The organism is Glycomyces artemisiae (assembly GCF_003002955.1).
GTDB classification, from domain to species: Bacteria; Actinomycetota; Actinomycetes; order Mycobacteriales; family Micromonosporaceae; genus Glycomyces; species Glycomyces artemisiae.
The window spans coordinates 1-18,592 of sequence record NZ_PVTJ01000013.1; the positions used below are offsets into that span (position 1 = coordinate 1).

Annotated in this window: 16 protein-coding genes and 1 other RNA gene; 14 read left to right on the forward strand and 3 right to left on the reverse strand. The window is 70.4% G+C overall.

Annotated elements, in window-relative coordinates; all coding sequences use genetic code 11:
- Positions 1 to 149 precede the first annotated feature (149 nt).
- Positions 150 to 329, forward strand: coding sequence for a helix-turn-helix domain-containing protein (locus B0I28_RS24385; protein WP_106366475.1), 180 nt, complete (start codon positions 150 to 152; stop codon positions 327 to 329).
- The gene (locus B0I28_RS24390) at positions 329 to 1,543 is read left to right on the forward strand and encodes a tyrosine-type recombinase/integrase (RefSeq protein ID WP_106366476.1); all 1,215 of its coding nucleotides are present in this window, start codon (positions 329 to 331) and stop codon (positions 1,541 to 1,543) included. The genes B0I28_RS24385 and B0I28_RS24390 overlap by 1 nt, the downstream gene beginning before the upstream one ends.
- Before the next feature lie 64 nt (positions 1,544 to 1,607).
- On the opposite strand, the gene rnpB is transcribed toward B0I28_RS24390, so the two are convergent.
- An RNA gene (gene rnpB / locus B0I28_RS24395) (RNase P RNA component class A) lies at positions 1,608 to 1,994 on the reverse strand.
- Positions 1,995 to 2,025: 31 nt separating this feature from the next.
- Between rnpB and B0I28_RS24400 the strand changes: the two genes are divergently transcribed.
- From B0I28_RS24400 to B0I28_RS24415, 4 genes are all read left to right on the forward strand, one after another.
- The gene (locus B0I28_RS24400) at positions 2,026 to 2,787 is read left to right on the forward strand and encodes a sulfite exporter TauE/SafE family protein (protein ID WP_106366477.1); all 762 of its coding nucleotides are present in this window, start codon (positions 2,026 to 2,028) and stop codon (positions 2,785 to 2,787) included.
- A gap of 59 nt (positions 2,788 to 2,846) precedes the next feature.
- Positions 2,847 to 4,610, forward strand: coding sequence for an NAD+ synthase (locus B0I28_RS24405; RefSeq protein ID WP_106366478.1), 1,764 nt, complete (start codon positions 2,847 to 2,849; stop codon positions 4,608 to 4,610).
- A 144-nt stretch (positions 4,611 to 4,754) separates the two neighbouring features.
- Positions 4,755 to 5,636, forward strand: a complete 882-nt coding sequence (gene panB / locus B0I28_RS24410) for a 3-methyl-2-oxobutanoate hydroxymethyltransferase (protein ID WP_106366479.1) — start codon at positions 4,755 to 4,757, stop codon at positions 5,634 to 5,636.
- 93 nt (positions 5,637 to 5,729) lie between these two features.
- A complete protein-coding gene (locus tag B0I28_RS24415; protein WP_106366480.1) occupies positions 5,730 to 6,413 on the forward strand; it encodes an HAD family hydrolase in 684 nt (227 codons plus the stop codon).
- A gap of 147 nt (positions 6,414 to 6,560) precedes the next feature.
- On the opposite strand, the gene B0I28_RS24420 is transcribed toward B0I28_RS24415, so the two are convergent.
- Entirely contained in the window at positions 6,561 to 7,265 is a 705-nt protein-coding gene (locus B0I28_RS24420) for an MOSC domain-containing protein (protein WP_181245945.1), read from the reverse strand.
- A 108-nt stretch (positions 7,266 to 7,373) separates the two neighbouring features.
- Between B0I28_RS24420 and glnA the strand changes: the two genes are divergently transcribed.
- The 5 genes from glnA to B0I28_RS24445 all read left to right on the forward strand — a co-directional run bounded on the left by glnA (position 7,374) and on the right by B0I28_RS24445 (position 14,887).
- Positions 7,374 to 8,726 carry a type I glutamate--ammonia ligase gene (gene glnA, locus B0I28_RS24425; RefSeq protein ID WP_106366482.1) on the forward strand — a complete coding sequence of 451 codons (1,353 nt, stop codon included), beginning with the start codon at positions 7,374 to 7,376 and terminating at the stop codon, positions 8,724 to 8,726.
- Between the two features lie 99 nt (positions 8,727 to 8,825).
- Positions 8,826 to 9,509, forward strand: coding sequence for a type 1 glutamine amidotransferase (locus B0I28_RS28135; RefSeq protein WP_106366483.1), 684 nt, complete (start codon positions 8,826 to 8,828; stop codon positions 9,507 to 9,509).
- Positions 9,499 to 12,153: a bifunctional [glutamine synthetase] adenylyltransferase/[glutamine synthetase]-adenylyl-L-tyrosine phosphorylase gene (locus tag B0I28_RS24435; RefSeq protein WP_245889097.1), complete on the forward strand. Its 2,655-nt coding sequence runs from the start codon at positions 9,499 to 9,501 to the stop codon at positions 12,151 to 12,153. The genes B0I28_RS28135 and B0I28_RS24435 overlap by 11 nt, the downstream gene beginning before the upstream one ends.
- Complete coding sequence (locus B0I28_RS24440; protein WP_106366485.1) at positions 12,150 to 13,142, forward strand: CorA family divalent cation transporter; 993 nt, start codon at positions 12,150 to 12,152, stop codon at positions 13,140 to 13,142. Before B0I28_RS24435 ends, B0I28_RS24440 begins: the two co-directional genes overlap by 4 nt.
- 284 nt (positions 13,143 to 13,426) lie before the next feature.
- The gene (locus B0I28_RS24445; protein ID WP_219926971.1) at positions 13,427 to 14,887 is read left to right on the forward strand and encodes a glycosyl hydrolase family 18 protein; all 1,461 of its coding nucleotides are present in this window, start codon (positions 13,427 to 13,429) and stop codon (positions 14,885 to 14,887) included.
- Positions 14,888 to 14,966: 79 nt separating this feature from the next.
- On the opposite strand, the gene B0I28_RS24450 is transcribed toward B0I28_RS24445, so the two are convergent.
- The gene (locus B0I28_RS24450) at positions 14,967 to 16,304 is read right to left on the reverse strand and encodes a DUF418 domain-containing protein (protein ID WP_106366487.1); all 1,338 of its coding nucleotides are present in this window, start codon (positions 16,302 to 16,304) and stop codon (positions 14,967 to 14,969) included.
- A 234-nt stretch (positions 16,305 to 16,538) separates the two neighbouring features.
- Between B0I28_RS24450 and B0I28_RS24455 the strand changes: the two genes are divergently transcribed.
- From B0I28_RS24455 to B0I28_RS24465, 3 genes are read left to right on the forward strand one after another with little or no spacing between them, the layout of a single operon-like run.
- A complete protein-coding gene (locus tag B0I28_RS24455; protein WP_106366488.1) occupies positions 16,539 to 17,183 on the forward strand; it encodes a response regulator in 645 nt (214 codons plus the stop codon).
- Complete coding sequence (locus tag B0I28_RS24460; RefSeq protein WP_219926972.1) at positions 17,180 to 18,277, forward strand: sensor histidine kinase; 1,098 nt, start codon at positions 17,180 to 17,182, stop codon at positions 18,275 to 18,277. The genes B0I28_RS24455 and B0I28_RS24460 overlap by 4 nt, the downstream gene beginning before the upstream one ends.
- 34 nt (positions 18,278 to 18,311) lie before the next feature.
- The gene (locus tag B0I28_RS24465; protein ID WP_245889098.1) at positions 18,312 to 18,533 is read left to right on the forward strand and encodes a ferredoxin; all 222 of its coding nucleotides are present in this window, start codon (positions 18,312 to 18,314) and stop codon (positions 18,531 to 18,533) included.
- The last annotated feature ends 59 nt before the right edge of the window (positions 18,534 to 18,592 follow it).

Sequence of the window (18,592 nt, forward strand, 5' to 3'; positions counted from 1 at the left end):
GAGGCCGACGTGCTCGTCGTCAACGACTGGGAAGCGGTCGGCTTCGGCCACGACACCGACGCCGAACGCGAGTACGCCGCCGCCATCGCAGAGACTCTGCTCGAACGAAAACTCAACCGCCACAACAGAAACCGTCAGGAGGTGCGCTAATGGAACCGCTCTGGACCATCGAGGAAACCGCCGCCTTCCTCAAACTGCCCGTGGAGACGCTGCGGACCTGGCGCAAGAACAAGACCGGCCCTCGGGCTGCTCGCATGGGCAAGCATCTTCGCTACAGCCCACAGCACGTCGTCCGCTGGTTCAAAGAGTGCGGCGGGGAGGTGGCCTAATGCGCGCCTACGTAGAAGACCGCTGGTGGAAGGCCGTTTACGAGGACGGCAAGCGCAAGCGCGTCAAGACCGAACGGTACGGGAAAGGCGAACGGTACCGTGCCCGCTGGACTGACATGAGTGGCAAGTGGTGCTCGAAGTCCTACGACAAGAAGGGCGATGCGGACGCGAAGATCGATGAGGTCAAGGCGGAGCTGAAAGCCGGAACCTACATCGATCCGGATGCGGGTAAGACCGATACCGCCGCTTTCGCCAAGGAATGGCTGAAAGGTCTCGGAGGTGACATCGCCACTAAAGAGAAAGTGCGGCAGATCCTCGGGAAGCACTTCATTCCGCAGTTCGAGGGAAGGCCGCTCGAAGCGGTGTTGACCAGCACCATTCGGACATGGCTTGGAGAGCTGCCGCTAGAGGAGTCAACCAAGGCCGTGCTGTTCGTCTACGTGAACTCGATGTTTGAGGCGGCCGTGGACGACCGGCTGATTCGGACGAACCCGTGCCAGGCCCGGAGCCTTCAGAAGCCGCGGGCGCCGCAACGGCAGGTGACGCCTTGGAACCGTGACCAGGTGGACTCGGTACATGACAACCTGTTGCCGCGATACCGTGCGATGGTCCTGGTCGGGGCCGGATGTGGGCATCGGATCGGAGAGGTCTTCGGGCTCGCCGTGGACGATATCTTGTGGGACGACGAGGAAATCGAGATCCGCCGACAGGTGAAGTTCGCAGGCGGGAAGCGGCTGTTTGCCCCGCCTAAGCACAACTCGGTTCGCAAGGGCCCGCTGCCGCGTTTCACCGCTCAGGCGCTCCGTGAGCACATGGAGCAATTTCCGCCCGTTGATGTCACCTTGCCGTGGATGGAACCAGGCGGTGAGCTGGTGACGGTCAAGCTGGTGTTCACGACGACGAAGGGGTTCCCGATCCATCGGAGCACGTTCATGACGAACCCGGGCGGCTGGAAGCGGGGGACATCGAAGACCGCATTCGAGCCTGAGCAAGCCACCGGGTTCCATGCGTTGCGGTACTTCTTCGCCGCGACGTACCTCGAAAACGGTGGGAACCCGCGGGGCTTGGCCGACTACCTCGGTCACAAGGACCCGGGCTTCACGCTCCGTGTCTACGGACACCTGATGCCGAACAGCAGACAGCGGGCTAGAAAGCTCCTCGATGACGCGTGGGAGGCTCCGCGCCCCAAGCGCGCCCCGGAAAGCGACGGTTGATCCAACATGGAGGGTGGTTGCCTGTGTTCTAGCAGGTAGCCACCCTCTCTTGCATTCATGGGTTGGAACGAGATGGCCGATACGCCGGGTTCTGTCATTGAGCGGCCATCCATCTAGGCGCACCGTTGCCGGCGCGCTCAAGCGGTCTACCCGCGAAGGCACCCCTGCGGGTTCGGGCGGGCCGCCCTGTGGCCTTCGCGCAGCGCCTCGCGGCGCCTCTTGACCTTGCTCCGGGTGGGGTTTACCGAGCCGCCGCCGTCACCGGCGGCGCTGGTGGTCTCTTACACCACCGTTTCACCCTTACCAGCGCGAACACTGGCGGTCTGCTTTCTGTGGCACTGTCCCGCGGGTCACCCCGGGTCGCCGTTAGCGACCACCCTGCCCTGTGGAGCCCGGACGTTCCTCGACAGCAATGGTCTCCCGTCACTGCCGCGGCCGCCTGGCCATCTCGTTCCAGCGGTCAAGCGTACGCTGACCCGGCCATGAATCTGCTCCAGGTCTCCCTGCTGGTGGCCGCGGGCCTCCTCGGCGGCGGGCTCAACGCCGTCGCCGGAGGCGGGTCGCTCATCACCTACCCCACGCTGATGGCCGTCGGCGTGCCCGCCCTCCAGGCCAACGCCACCAACGGCATCGCCGTCGCCCCCGCCTACGCCGCCGCGGCCGTCGGCTCCCGCGAGAACCTCCGCCCCCAGAAGCGCCGCGCGCTCCTGCTCATCCCCACCGCCCTCGCGGCCTCCGTGTGCGGCGCGCTCCTGCTGCTGAACACCCCGCACTCGGTGTTCGAGGCGATCGTCCCCTACCTGGTCCTCGCCGCGACGGTCCTCATGGCGGTCGGCCCGTGGATCAACCGCAAGGTCACCGCCCTCAACGGCGGCCGCCAGCCCCACGCCCTCGCCCTGCACGCCGGGGTCTTCGCCGGATGCCTCTACGGCTCCTACTTCAACGCCGCGCTCGGCCTCATCCTCATGGCCGTCATCGCCATGAGCGTCTCCGAGAAGCTCGCGAAGGTCGGCGCGCTCAAGAACTTCTGCACCACGATCGTCGGCGTCGTCACCAGCGTCATGTACGGCATCTGGGCCGACGTCGACTGGCTCGCCATCGCCGTCCTCGTGCCCGCCACGTTCATCGGCGGCTACATCGGCGCCCGCGTCTTCCAGCGCATCCCCGAACGGCCGCTGCGCATCGCGATCGTCGTCTACGGGCTCGTGCTCTCCGGCATCCTCCTCTACCGCTCGCTCTCCTAAAAACTGGACTTCGCGCAAGTCACATGACGTAAGGCACGGAAGCGCGGAAGAATAGGCGCATGCCGACGCTTCGTATCGCCCTCGCCCAGGACAACCCCGTCGTGGGCGACCTCGACCGCAACGCCGAACTCATCCGCAGCGCGGCGACCGCGGCCACCGCCGCGGGCGCGCACCTGCTCGCCACCGGCGAGCAGTCCCTCACCGGCTACCCGGTCGAGGACCTTGCCCTGCGCCACTCCTTCGTGGAGGCCAGCCGCGAGCGCCTCGCGCGCCTCGCCGAGGAGATCGCCGCCGACGGGAACGGCGCGCTGCCCGTCGCCGTCGGATACCTGGACGCCGACGGGTCCGTGCCCGCGAACATCGGCGCGGTCGGCGGGCGCGGCATCCGCAATGCGCTGGCGCTGATCCAGGACGGCAAGGTCCTGTTCCGCTACTACAAGCGTCACTTCCCTAACTACGGCGTCTTCGACGAGGAGCGGTACTTCGTGCCCGGCCACGAACTGCACCTCGCGCGCATCGGCGGCGTCGACGTGGCCTTCACCATCTGCGAGGACGTGTGGGGCGGGGTCCCGATCGCCGCCGCCGCGCAGGCCCGCGCGGGCCTGGTGGTCAACGTGAACGCCTCCCCGTACGAGCAGGGCAAGCAGGAGCGGCGCCGCGCGATCGTCGAGCAGCGGGCCGCCGAGGCCGGGGCGCCGATCGCGTACCTGAACATCGTGGGCGGCCAGGACGAGCTGGTCTTCGACGGCGGCTCGTTCATCACCGCCGCCGACGGGAGGCTCCTCGCCTCGGGCCGCCGCTTCGGCTCCGAACTGCTGGTCGCCGACCTCGAACTGGCGGCCGCGGGCGAAGGCGACCTCGCGAACCACTCCGCGACCGAGATGAGCACCGTGCTGCACGTCCTCTCCGAGGAACCCGCCGCGGTCGAGACCCGCATCGAGCCGCCGTTCGCGCCCGAGCTCGACCGCCTGGAGGAGATCTGGGAGGCCCTGCGCCTGGGCCTGGGCGACTACGTGCGCAAGAACGGGTTCAAGTCGGTGGTCTTCGGGCTCTCCGGCGGCATCGACTCCGCGCTCACCGCGGTCCTGGCGCGCGACGCGATCGGCGCCGACAAGGTCCACGTCGTGGCGATGCCGAGTCAGTACTCGTCGCAGCACTCGGTGGACGACGCCGCCGACCTGGCCGAGCGCTGCGGCCTGCACTACTCGGTGGAGCCGATCCAGCCGATGGTCGACGCGTACGTCTCGCAGATCGCGCTCTCGGGGCTCGCGGTGGAGAACCTCCAGGCGCGCGTGCGCGGCACGCTCCTCATGGCCCTGTCGAACCAGCACGGGCACCTGGTGCTCGCGCCTGGCAACAAGAGCGAGTACGCGGTGGGGTACTCGACGATCTACGGTGACGCCGTCGGCGGGTTCGCGCCGATCAAGGACGTCTACAAGACCCTCGTCTACGAGCTCGCGACCTGGCGCAACGAGAAGGCCCGCAGCCTCGGCGAGACCGAGCCGATCCCGGAGAACACGATCCTCAAGCCCCCGAGCGCCGAGCTGCGGCCCGACCAGAAGGACACCGACTCGCTGCCCGACTACGAGATCCTCGACGGCATCCTCGCCGGGTACGTCGACAGCGACTCGGGACGCGAGGACCTCCTCGGCCAGGGCTACCCGGCCGACGTGGTCGAGCGGATCACCGGCCTGGTCGACGGCGCCGAGTACAAGCGGCGCCAGTCGGCGCCGGGCACCAAGATCACGATCAAGTCCTTCGGGAAGGACCGGCGCCTGCCGATCACCAATCAGTTCAGAGGGAAGCCCGGTCGCGGGAAGTGACAGCGCACCCCGGGGCCCCGCCCCGGGGTGATTTGTCACATCGGCATTGCGGACGCGTGACATAGATATCGATGAGCGTTAGTTTTGTCCAGTAACCACCCGGGGACCGGCGAGCCGGCCACGAGGAGATTCTGGAGCACGACGATGACGACGTCCTTTAACGGCACAGCATCGAATTCGGAAGCATCGAACGCCGACGAGATCCCGAGCCTGTACGGGCCGGGCAAGACCGTCAAGCGGGTCCGCACCCGCCACCTCATCGAAGCCAAGGAGCGCGGTGAGAAGTGGGCGATGCTCACGTCCTACGACCAGTACACGGCCGCCCTCTTCGACGAGGCCGGCATCCCGGCGCTGCTCATCGGCGACTCCGCCGCGAACAACGTCTACGGCTACGACACCACCCTCCAGGTATCGGTCGAGGAGCTGCTGCCGCTGGTCGCGGCCGTCGCCCGCTCGACCCACCGCACCCTGATCGTCGCCGACCTGCCGTTCGGCTCCTATGAAGCCGGTCCCGCGCAGGCCCTGGAGACCGCCGTCAGGTTCATGAAGGCCGGCGCGCACGCCGTCAAGCTCGAAGGCGGGCGCCGCATGGCCGCGCAGATCCGGGCCCTCACCGGCGCGGGCATCCCCGTCATGGGGCACATCGGGTTCACGCCGCAGAGCGAGCACACGCTCGGCGGCTACCGCGTCCAGGGCCGCGACGCCCAGGCCGCGGAGATCGAGGCCGACGCGCACGCCGTCGCCGAGGCCGGGGCGTTCGCGGTGGTCCTGGAGATGGTGACCTCCTCGGTCGCCGCCGAGATCACCAAGCAGCTCCCGATCCCGACCGTGGGCATCGGCGCCGGGTCCGAGACCGACGCGCAGGTCCTCGTGTGGCAGGACATGGCCGGGCTGCGGCGCGGCAAGCCGCCGCGCTTCGTCAAGCGCTACGCCGACCTGGCCACCGTCCTCCAGGACGCCGTGAAGGCCTACGCCGACGAGGTGCGCGCGGGCGAGTTCCCCGCGAAGGAGCACGGCTTCGAATAGGAGTCCCCGCCGGGCGCGTGTGACGAAGCTTGCGACTCGCATCCGCGCCCGGCCCTAGGGGTTCGAGCCGGGCATCGCGTAGCGTTTCCGTACGTGAACGACGCCATCCTGCTCTTCGACTACGACGGCACCGTGCGGCTCGGCTCCGAGCACGCCACCCATTACGCCCGCCTCGTCGCGGCCGAACTCGAACCCGAGGACGAACGCGCCTTCCTCGCCGCCCACGCCGCGTTCGTCGCGGGCAAGCCCACCACCGCGTCCACATTCGACGCCTACGATGCCGACAACGCCGTGCGCCGCCTCGCGGGCGAGTTCGGCGTCCCCGACGCGGTCCGCGCCGCCGCGTACGAGGCCACCCGGGAGCGCATGGCCGCGGGCGAGTTCAAGGTCTGGGGGCCCGTGCGCTTCGCGGAGTTCATCTTCAGCCTGCCGCGCTCGGTCGAGATCCGACTCGTGACCAACGCTCCCGAGGCGACCCTCGAACCCGTGCTCGACCGGCTCGGCCTCGACGGACTCTTCGACTCCGTCGTCGGCGACGCCGCCAAGCCCGTGGGCCTGGAGCGGATGCTCGACGACCTGCTGGAGGACCGCAAGCCCGAGCAGATCCTCAGCGTCGGCGACATCCCCGTCAACGACCTCGCCCCCGCCGCCGACCGCGGCTGCCCGACCGCCTACATCGACCACTACGGCCGCCCGTGGCCGCGCGCGACCGCCACCGGACGCTCCGTGGAGGACCTGTACCCGTTTATCCACCGCTGGGCGACCGAGGGTCGCTGAGCCGCTGAAGTCGAGCGCGTACACGTGAGGGTCACGCGCGTCACGGGCTCGTGAACCCAGCATGTCGCACCCGGCGTTTATGCTGGGGTTGCGCCCTGAGCCGACCGATCCCCGGCTCAGGGCGTCCTACGTCTTCACGGGGGGATTTCAGGCGGCGATCTTGTCGCCCACGCGGATGATCGCGCGCTCGGGGGTCTTCAGGTACAGCCCGAAGTGGTTGTCCAGCTCGTTGATGATCGCGCGGTGCAGCTCCTTGTCCCGCTCGTTGGACCCGTCGGGGGTCCAGCTCGGCAGGACGCACCGCTCGCACGGCTTGTGGAGCACGAACTCGTTGTCGCCCAGGCGGATCGGCGTGCCGATCGGGATCTTGTACTCGGCGAAGGGCTCCAGGTCGGCCGAGGCGATCACGTTCGGGCGGAACCGCGCCGCCTCGATCTCGCGGCCCATCCGCTCGCTCAGCGCCTTCAGGCTCGCTTCGAAGACGACGAGGATGCGCTCCCCGCTGCCCTTGGTCGGCCGGATCTCGACGCCCTTCTTCGCGTCGATCGTCTCGGCGAGGCGCGCGGGCAGGCCCGCGTCGTCGAGGCCCCAGGCCGCGCCGCCCGCCTCGTAGAGCACCGGGTCGCCCGCCGACGAGTCGGCGGTGCCGCACTGCGCCGGGAACGCGGCCTCCCACCCCATCAGCTTCGGGTGGCTGCCGCCCCACACCGCCTTGTCCGTGCCGGGCTCGTACACGCCGAGGCGCCGGTCGCCCGCCATCCCGGCCGCGTCGACGACCGCCGACGTCAAGGGCTCCCCCCTGAGCCCCTTGACCGGATAACGCCACAATTTCTGGATCTCACCTGCGAACACGCTCCCGAATGTACCTCCTCTCACGTTTTGGAGTCGGCCTGGACGGGTTAACTTCGAGGACATAATCAGGTGAGACAATTGCCGCCCCAGGACCAGAGGAGACCAGCCATGGAACGGCAGAAGGAGTTCGTGCTTCGCACGCTCGAAGAACGCGACATCCGCTTCGTGCGGCTGTGGTTCACGGACGTCCTCGGCACGCTCAAGTCCGTGAGCGTGGCGCCGGCCGAGCTGGAGTCCGCGTTCGAGGAGGGCATCGGCTTCGACGGCTCCGCCATCGAGGGCTTCGCCCGCGTGTACGAGTCCGACATGGTCGCCATGCCCGACCCGACCACGTTCCAGGTCTTCCCGTTCGAGGGCCGCGGCATCGGCGAGTCCGCGCGCATGTTCTGCGACATCCTCACGCCCGAGGGCGCCCCCTCCTGGGCCGATCCGCGCCACGTGCTGCGCCGGGCCCTCTCGAAGGCCGCCGACCGCGGGTTCACGTTCTACGTGCACCCCGAGATCGAGTTCTTCCTGTTCAAGGACATCTTCCCGGAGACCGGCGCGAAGCCCGAGCCCGTCGACGACGGCGGCTACTTCGACCACACCACCCACTCCGTGGCCCGCGACTTCCGCCGCCAGGCCATCCTCGCCCTGGAGCGGGTCGGCATCTCGGTCGAGTTCTCCCACCACGAGGTCGCCCCCGGCCAGCAGGAGATCGACCTCCGCTACGCCGACGCGCTGACCACCGCCGACAACATCATGACGTTCCGGCACATCGTCAAGGAAGTCGCGATGACCAACGGCGTCACCGCGTCCTTCATGCCCAAGCCGTACAACACGCAGCCCGGCTCCGGCATGCACTCGCACCTGTCGCTCTTCGAGGGCGAGGACAACGCCTTCCACGACCCGGGCGACGAGCAGCGGCTCTCCAAGACCGCCAAGGCCTTCATCGCCGGGCTCCTGCGCCACGCGCCCGAGTTCACCGCGATCACCAACCAGTGGGTCAACTCCTACAAGCGCCTCTACTCCAGCGCCCAGCCCGGCCAGATCTCCGAGGCGCCCTCGTACGTCTCCTGGGGCAAGGCCAACCGGTCCGCGCTCGTGCGCGTCCCCGTCTACGGCAAGCCGAACTCGGCCCGCGTCGAGATCCGCTCCCTCGACTCCGCGACGAACCCGTACCTCGCCTACGCCGTCCTCCTCGGCGCGGGCCTCAAGGGCATCGAAGAGGGCTACGAGCTGCCCGCGGGCACCGAGGACGACGTCTCCGCGCTCACCAGCGCCGAACGCGTCGCCGCCGGCTACCAGCCCCTCCCCGGCAACCTCGTCGAGGCCCTCGACAAGATGGAGTCCTCCGAGCTCGTCGCCGAAGTCCTCGGCGAGCACGTCTTCGACTACTTCCTGAAGAACAAGCGCCAGGAGTGGGAGGACTACCGCACCCAGGTGACCGCCTTCGAGCGGAAGCGCTACATCAACCTCTGAGCACCGCTGCGCCGCCGCTCCCCGGAGCGGCGGCCTGCGCCACCGCTCGTGACGAAGGAGCACTATCCCGTGGATCGGGCGACCGATTAGCATGGGGGAGTGACCACCGCACTCGTCATCGAGAACGATCCGGAGCAGGGCCTCGGGCGGGCCGCCGCATGGCTGGCCGAGGCCGGCATGGAGCTCGACACGGTGCGGCCCCACCTCGGTGAGGCCGTGCCGAACTCGGCCGGGGGGCACGAGGCCCTCATCGCGCTCGGGGGCGGCCGCGGGAAGGACTGGAGCGACGAGCTCACCGGGCTCCTCGCCACCGCGGTCGCCGACCAGACGCCGCTCCTCGCGATCTGCTCCTCCTCCCGCCTCCTCGCCGCCGCGTTCGGCGGGCGCGTCGAGGACCACGACGCCCCGAACGGCCCGCGGATGCTCGCCAAGCGCGACGCCGCCGGACGCGACCTCATCTTCGGGCCCGCGCCCATGACCATCGACGTGATCCGCTGGCGCCGCCAGGAGCTCGTCGAGCTCCCCGAGGACGCGACCCTGCTGGCCGCGTCCCCCCAAGGGACCCTTGAGGTCTTCCGCATCCGCGACAGCGCCTGGGGCGTCCAGTCGCACTTCGAGTTCACGCCCGAGCAGCTCGCGGGCTTCGGCGGCTTCGATGAAGCCGCGCTCGCCAAGGCCGCCGAGGTCGACGAGCACATCGTCCACACGTGGAAGCCCATCCTCCAGCGGTTCGCGAAGGTCGCCGCGGGCGAGAAGAAGGCGCTGCCCCTCCTTGACGTCTGAGAGCGAGCACGCGGTGGACGCGGACGAGGCGCGCCTCGCGGTCGTCGCGGCCAGCAACGCGCTGGCCGAGTTCCTGCGCGCCCACCCCGAGTCCGAGCCCGCGCTCACCGAGGACGAGGACGCCGGGTTCGCGCGCCTGCGCGCAGCAGGGCCCTTCCAGCTCAACACCGCCTGGAAGGAGAACCTGCTCCGCATCGCCGCCGCCGACCTCACCGGCCGCACCGATCTGCGGGCCACCTCCGACGCCCTCTCCCGCCTCGCCGACGCGGTCCTGGCCCGCGGGCTCGAACTGGCCCGTGAAGAGCATCCGGGGGACACCCGGCTCGCCGTGATCGCCATGGGCAAGACCGGCGCGGAAGAACTGAACTACGTGTCCGACGTGGACGTCGTGTTCGTCGCCGAAGGGGACCTCGCGCTCGCCACCCGCCAGGCCGCGCGGCTGATCCAGGTCGTGGGCCCCGCGACGTGGCCCGTCGACGCCGGGCTGCGGCCCGAGGGCCGCTCGGGCGCGCTGGTGCGCACCGTCGAGGCGTACACCGCGTACCTCAAGGACTGGGCCCGCACCTGGGAGTTCCAGGCGCTCCTCAAGGCCCGGCCCGCCGCGGGGGACCTGGAGCTGGGGCTCGAATGGCTCGCGGCCGTGCAGCCGTTCATCTGGGGCGCGGCCGACCGGCCCGGCGTGGTCGCCGACATCCGCGACATGCGCCGCAAGGTCGTCGACTCCGTGCCGGCCGCCGAGCGCAAGTACGAGATCAAGCTCGGCCCGGGCGGCCTGCGCGACATCGAGTTCGCCGTCCAGCTCCTGCAACTCGTCCACGGCCGCGGCGACCCGGCCCTCCGCGTGCGGTCCACACTGGAGGCCCTCGACGTGCTCGTCGCGGGCGGGTACCTGGCGCGGCGCGACGGCGAGGACCTCGCCGAGACGTACGTCTTCCTGCGCACCGTCGAGCACCGGCTCCAGCTCCAGCGGCTCCTGCGCACCCACCGCGTGCCCGATGGCGGCGAGCCGCTCCACCACCTCGCCCGCACCCTCGGCTACAAGACCGACGAGGGCTTCCTCGCCGCCTGGCGCGCGCACGCCACGACCGCGCGGCGCCTCCACGAGAAGCTCCTCTACAAGCCCCTCCTGGACGCCGTCACGCGCGTGTCCACCGCCGAGCTGCGCATGAGCGAGGCCGAGGCCGCCGGGCGCCTCGCCGTCCTCGGCTTCAACGACCCCGCGAGCGCGCTCACCCACATCAAGAAGCTCACCGCGGGCGTCTCCCGCACTGCCACAGTGCAGAAGGCCCTCCTGCCGGTCGTCCTCCACGAGCTCGCCGACTCGCCCGAGCCCGACCGCGGGCTCCTCGCCTACCGGCAGGTCTCCGACAAGCTCGGCTCGACCCCCTGGTACCTGCGCCTGCTGCGCGACGGCGGGCCCGCCGCGGTCCGGCTCGCGCGCCTGCTCGGCACCTCCCGGTACTTCACGTCGCTGCTCCTCCATGTGCCGCAGTCGCTCCGGTACCTCTCCGACAACGCGGACCTGACGCCGCGCCCGCGCGAGGAGCTGGCGCTCGGGATGCGCCAGGCCGCCGCGCGGCACGCGGACGCGACCGCCGCGATCGGCGCCGTCCGCTCGATCCGGCGCCGCGAGCTCATCCGCATCGCCGCCGCCGACCTGCTCGGGATCATCGACGACCAGGACGTGGGCCTCGCCCTCTCGGACCTCACCGACGCCGTGCTCGAAGCGGCCCTGGAGATCGGCGCGCGCGGGCTCGACGACGCCCCGCCGATGCTCGTCGTCGGCATGGGGCGCCTCGGCGGCCGCGAGACCGGGTTCGGGTCCGATGCGGACGTCGTGTTCGTCCACGACGGCGCCGACGACGCCCAGCGCAAGGCCGCCGCGAAGATCGTCGGCACCGTGCGGACCCTCCTCGCCGCGCCCACCGCCGACCCGCCGCTGGTCCTCGACCTCGACCTGCGGCCCGAAGGCAAGGGCGGCGCGCTCGCGCCGAGCTTCGCCGCATACCGCCGCTACTACGCCGACCGGGCCCGCCTGTGGGAGCGCCAGGCGCTCCTGCGCGCCCGGCCCGTCGCCGGGGACGAGGCGCTCGCCGCACTGTGGACCGAGTTCGCCGACGGCGTCAGGTACCGCCCCGGCGGGCTCACCGAGGCCGAGCGCACCGAGTTCCGCCGCGTCAAGGCCCGCGTCGACTCCGAACGCCTCCCGCGGGGCGCGGACCCCAACGGCCACACCAAACTCGGCCGCGGCGGCCTCGTCGACATCGAGTGGACCGCGCAGCTGCTGCAACTGGAGCACGGCGACGACCCCGCGATGCGCACCACCCGCACCGTCCCGGCCCTCGAAGCCGCGGCCGCGGCCGGGCACCTCAACGCCGCCGACCTGCTGTCGCTGCGCGAGGCGTGGCTGTTCGTCTCGCGGGTGCGCAACGACATGACGCTCGCGCGCGGCGTCCCCCGCGACGACCTGCCGCGCTCGGGCCCCGAACTCGCCGCGCTCGCGCAGACCCTCGGGTTCGGCGAGGACACCGAGCGGTTCCTCAACGAGTACCGCCGCCTCACCCGCCGCGCCCACGAAGCCGCGCAACGGATCGTCCTGGGCGGCTTACACTCGAACCGCCAGGCGGAACGGGGGAGCGGATGATCGACTACACCGTGGTCACGGCCGACGGCGCCGAGGACCGCCGCGGAGGCGGCGATCAGCTTAAGGCCGACGCGGGCGCCGACGGGGCGTTCGCGTGGGTCGAGTTTGCCGCCGACGACGCCGGCGCCCTGCCCGAAGCGCTCGCCGCGCTCGGCATGGACCGCTTCGGGACCTACCCCGCCGCCGCCGTCCACCCCCGCCCCAAAGTGGAGATCGTCGACGACGCGGCGCTGCTGCTCGTCAAGACCGTCTGGTACATCGAGGCCACGCGGCAGGTCGAGACCGGGGACCTCGCGATCTTCACCGACGGCCGGTCCCTGGTCACCTTGCGCCGCGGCGTCGTGGACCCCGTTCCCCATGTGCGCGAACGGCTCCGGGATGCGAAGTTCCGCTCCGGCGGGCTCGCCGCGGTCGTCCACGCCCTGTTCGACGCCGTCGTGGAGCACTACGACGACGCCGTCGAAGACCTCACCGACGACGTCGCCGACCTGGAGCGCGATGTCTTCTCCGGGCAGCGCATCGACCGCAACCAGGAGATCTACTTCCTCATCCGCGAGACCCTGGAGTTCCAGAACGCGGTGCGGCCCCTGATCACCTTCGCGCACTCGGTGCGACAGGGCCGCTCGGGCGCGCCGCTGTTCGACCGCTCCGGCTTCGGGGAGGTTGCCGGGCACCTCATCCGCGTGGACGCCTCGGTGGAGACGTGCATGAGCCTCCTGACGACCGTCCTCACCGCGCACCAGGGGCAGATCGGGACGTGGCAGAACGAGGACACGAAGAAGATCTCGGCGTGGGCGGCGATCGCGATCGCGCCGACGATCATCTCCGGGATCTACGGCATGAACTTCAAGGTGATGCCGGAGTTGCACTGGACCGTCGGGTATCCGCTCGCGCTGGCGGCGATGGCGATCGTGTGCTTCCTACTCTTCCGAGGTTTCAAACGCAACGGCTGGCTGTTACGGATCGATGTCCGTGAATCGCAATGGTGAAGCGGCGAGGGGCGGACCCGCCGTGCGCCGCATCGCGAACGATGCCCTTGCGCGGCGGATCCGCCCCTCCGGCCCTGCCTGCCTTCAACGAACACCATAGCGGTGCCCCGCAAAACGAAAACGTCGAGCCAATGGTGACGGTCCGTGCGCGCCGCGGCCGCGCTCCCATTTCGGTAGCAAAGCCGCCATTGAAATTTTTCAATCCGAATGCTTGACTTTCGACAGGCCCTCCCATAAAAATAAAGATACCTATCAGTTAAGTCTCTTTACTTTTGGGAGGAACATTGAGACGACTGAGGACCCGACGGTTCATCGCCGTCGCGAGCGCGGCCCTGGCCCTGCTCACGACCGGTCTGATCTACACCGTCGCGAATCCCTTCACCGCCAACGCCGCCGTGACCTGCAACGAGCCGTGGGCCGCCTCGGAGGTCTACGTCGGCGGCGACCTCGTCAGCCACGAGGGCTACAACTACAAGGCCAAGTGGTGGACCACCAACGAGGAGCCCGGCACCACCGGCGAATGGGGCGTCTGGCAGACCCTCGAAGCCTGCGGCGGCGGCACCGACCCGACGACCAGCGCGAACCCCACCAGCCAGGAGCCCACCGAGGAACCGACCGGTGAACCCGGCACCGGCGGCGACATCAACGCCGCGTACTTCACCGAGTGGGGCGTCTACGGCCGCAACTACCACGTGAAGAACATCGTGTCCTCCGGCTCGGCCGAGGACCTCACCCACATCAACTACGCCTTCGGCAACGTCAAGAACGGCCAGTGCACCCTGGACGACTCGTACGCGGCGATCGACAAGGCGTACACCGCGGACCAGTCCGTCGACGGCGTCGCCGACACCTGGGACCAGCCCCTGCGCGGCAACTTCAACCAGCTCCTCAAGCTCAAGGAGATGTACCCGCACATCAAGATCGTCTGGTCCTTCGGCGGCTGGACCTACTCCGGCGGCTTCGGCCAGGCCGCGCAGAACCCGGCGGCCTTCGCCCAGTCCTGCTACAACCTGCTGCACGACGCCCGCTGGGACGGCCTGTTCGACGGCATCGACATCGACTGGGAGTACCCGAACGCCTGCGGCCTCACCTGCGACTCCAGTGGGACGCAAGCGTTCACGAACCTGATGAGCGCGCTGCGCTCGAAGTTCGGGAACGAGCTCGTGACCGCCGCGATCACCGCCGACGGGACCTCCGGCGGCAAGATCGACCTCGGCGGGTATGGCACGGCCGCCCAGTACGTCGACTACTACCAGGTGATGACCTACGACTACTTCGGCGCCTGGGACGCCGACGGACCCACCGCGCCCCACTCGCCGCTGAACTCCTACAGCGGCCAGCCCATCGCCGGATTCGACGCCTCGACGGCGATCGCCAAGCTCAAGTCGCTCGGCGTCCCGTCCTCGAAGCTGCTGCTCGGCTTCGGCTTCTACGGCCGCGGCTGGACGGGCGTCACGCAGGCGGCGCCGGGCGGCTCCGCCACCGGCGCGGCCCCGGGCACCTACGAGGCCGGCATCGAGGACTACAAGGTCCTCGTGAACGAATGCCCCGCGACGGGAACGATCGCGGGCACCGCTTACGCCAAGTGCGGCAACGAGTGGTGGTCCTACGACACCCCGGCGACGATCGCGACGAAGACGGCCTGGCTCGACGGCCAGGGCCTCGGCGGCGCGTTCTCCTGGGAGCTCTCCGGCGACACCAGCAACGGCCAGCTGGTCAACGCCATCGCCGCCGGTCTGAACTAGGAGCCGTCCCGCTCCGAACCCGGATCGCTGACCCTGGACAGGTCGGCGGGGGCCGCCGCACCGGCCCCCGCCGACCGTCCTATCTCACGAACTTCGCAGGCTTCGTCGCGAGCGTCATCGCCCATTCGAGCGGGCCGCGCTTGAGCAGCCGCTTCCAGATGAGCGCGAACAGCATCGCGGCGACGCAGAACACCGCCCACATGCGCCAGCCGGTCTCGTAGCCGACCCCGTCCGCGGGATGGTCCACGAGGAACCAGACGCCCGCGATGTGCGCCACGTACACCGTCAGCGACATCGATCCGACCGCGATGAGCGGCGCGAGGACGCGGCGGGACCACTTGCTCACGGCGCCGCAGTAGGCCAGCAGCGCGACGAGCCCGACGATGACGCTGATCGCGACGCCGATGTTCCCTGCGAGCTCGAACGGGGTGCCCGAGTGCGGCGAGGCGCCCGTCAGGGCCGCCCAGTCGACGCCCGACCCCGTGCCGCCCGTGTCGCCGGCGGGGAGCTTGTCCCAGAGCGAGGCGTGCTCCTCGTCGAACGCCTTCCACTGCTCGTCGGTCCACGAGTCGGTGTCGGCGCTGCCGACCGCCTCCTTCCACGCCTTGTCGAAGGCCGCATACGACTCGTCGTCGAACCCCGTCGCGGTCTGGGGCATGAACTTCCCGACCAGCCACGAGCCCCCGTAGCCGAGCAGGCCCAGCGCCGGACCGATGACCGCGAGCCGCACCCGGACGGCCTTGTGCGCGAAGTCCAAGCGCCCCAGCGCCATACCCGTGAAGATGTACGCCATCCATGCCATCGCCGGGTAGGTGCCCGTGAGCAGCAGCGACAGCAGGCCGTCCCCGCCCCACCGCACGAGCGGGTCGTGCGCGTCGAAGCCCTCGGTCCAGGTGGCGGTCCACATGAGCTGCACCAGGATCGGTCCGCCGAGGCCGCACACGGCCGCGAGGATCGCAAGGGTCCGCGCGCGCAGCTTGATGAACGGGAGCGCGAGCAGGAAGTACAGGCCGTAGAACGCGAGGATCACCACGATCGACGTCCCGGTGCTGGTGAGCCACGTGCCCAGCGCCAGCAGCAGCACCGCGCGGATCGCGATCTTGACGACGGCCTGGCGCAGCGGCCGGCCCGTCTTCGGCTCCGAGCCGCCCGCGATGAGCACGAGCGACAGCCCGGCGAGCGTCGCGAACAGCGCCGACGAGCGGCCGTGGGGGAGGTCCATGAGGAAGGACTTCCACGTCCCGAACTCGTCGGACCACGGCCCCACGTGCGAGTAGTACATGCCGAAGACGGCGACGGCGCGGGCGGCGTCGAGGCCGACGATGCGCCCGATCGACGCGCCCCGGTCCGGCGGCGGCGCGAGCGCGGGGTCCTGCGGCCCCGGTTCTTTCGCCCGCAATGCAATGGTGTCAGTCATGCAGCCAGGGTGCGGCGGGCCGGGGGCCGTTCCCATCCCTCGATGCGCGGGACCGCGCCCGCCGCCGGGACGGGGCCGTCCCGCCGCCCGGCCGTTCCGCCCCCGCCGATCGGCGGGGACCCCGGACCCTGCCGCGACCGCGGGCTGCGAGAACGCGCACACCCGGAGTGCGCCGCACGCGCGGGGAGTGGCGCGCGCGTGCTACGAATCGTGGACCGAAACAGAGGAGGCCGCATGATCCGGGTACTGGTCGTCGACGACGAAGCCCTCATCCGCACCGGCTTCCAGCACATCCTCGACGCCGCCGGGGACATCGAGGTCGTCGCCGCCGTCTCCGGCCGCCAGGCCCTCGCCGAGACCGCCCGCCTCCACCCCGACGTGGTCCTCCTCGACATCCGCATGCCGGACGTCGACGGCCTCACCGTCCTCGAACGCCTCCGCGCGCTCCCCGCGCCGCCCGTCGTCGCCATGCTCACCACCTTCGACACCGACGAGTACGTCGCCGCCGCGCTCCGCATGGGCGCCGCCGGGTTCCTCCTCAAGGACACCGACCCCGAGCACCTCGCCGTGCAGGTCCGCACCCTCGCCGCCGACGGCGTCGTCCTCTCCCCGAAGGTCACCTCCACCGTCGTCGACGGCTACCTCGCGGGCCGCACCCGGTCCTCCGCGGCCGTCGAGCGCCTCTCCGCCCGCGAACGCGAGATCCTCGTGCTCCTCGCCGAAGGACTCTCCAACGGCGACATCGCCGCCCGGCTCTACCTCGGCGTCGGCACCGTCAAGGACCACGTCAGCGCCATCCTCACCAAGCTCAAGGTCAACGGCCGCGTCCAGGCCGCGCTCGTCGCCGAGCGGGCCGGGCTCCTGCGGGGCGACCGGTGAAGCGCCGCTGGCGCCCGTGGACGACGGACGCGGTCCTCGTGGCCGTCGCCGCCGCCGACCTGTGGTTCACGTACTGGTGGTGGCCGCCGCTCACCTTCGAGATGGCGACGACCGCGATCGGCGTGGCCGCCCTCGCGTTCCGCCGCCGCTTCCCGCTCGCCGTGTTCGCGCTGACCCTCCCGACCGCCTACTTCATGGGCGAGGCCGCCGCGCCCCTCATCGCCCTGTACACGCTCGCCGCCGCCACCCACCGGCGCTGGCTCCTCGCCGTCGGGTCGGTGGTCCTCGCGATGTGCATGATCTGGCCGCTCGAATCGGGCCCGGCCGACCTGTTCGCCGACTCGTGGTGGCTCGCGAGCATCGCCTACGCGCTGGCCCCGGCCGCCGCCGCGGCGTTCCTCGGGCAGCTCGTGCAGGTCCGCCGCGAACTGTCGGCGCGCCTGGAGGAGATCACCGAGGCCCGCGAGCACGAACAGCTCATGGCGACGCAGAAAGTGCTCGCCGAAGAACGCGCCCAGCTCGCCCGCGAGATGCACGACGTCGTCTCCCACCAGGTCTCGCTCATCGCCGTGCGGGCCGGGGCGCTCCAGGTGAGCACCGCCGACCCCGAGGCCAAGGACGCGGCCGGGACGATCCGCAGGCTCAGCGTGCGGACCCTGGACGAGCTGCGGCACATGGTGAACGTGCTCCGCGCCGGAGGCGGCGGCCCCACCGGGCTCGCCCCGCAGCCGACCCTCGCGCAGCTCGGCGACCTCGTCGGCAACAGCGGCATCGAAGCGGCCCTTCGCATCGGCGCCCTGCCCGACCTGGACCCGCCGAAGGAGCGGGCGATCTACCGGACCGTCCAGGAGTCGCTCACCAACGTGCGCAAGCACGCCCCGGGCGCCCGCGCCGACATCGCGCTGGCCCACGCCGACGGGGCGGTCACCGTGACGATCGCGAACACCGCGCCGACCCGCACTCCGGTCGTCTTGCCGAGCTCCCGGCACGGCCTCCTCGGCCTCCAGCAGCGCGCGGCCCTCCTCGGCGGCACGCTGACCTGGGCCCCGACCCCTGAAGGCGGCTGGCGGAACACGCTCGTCCTCCCCGCTTGACCCGCCGTCCCGCATATACGTATAGTCTCCATATATGCAGCAGTCGAGGGAACGGAGAACGGCCGTGGTGAGGATCGTCGCCGACACCGAGCAGTGCGCCGGGTCGGGCATGTGCGCGCTGACCGCGCCCGAGTACTTCGACCAGAACGACGAGGACGGCCGCGTCGTCCTCCTCGCCGACGAGGCCGAGGACTGCGACACCGAAGTGGCCGAAGCGGTGCAGCTGTGCCCCGCCGCGGCGCTGCGCCTGGAGTAGGGCCCGGCCGGGCGGGCCCACACGCGGGGCCCGCGTCAGCCGACAGGGAGGACGGTTTC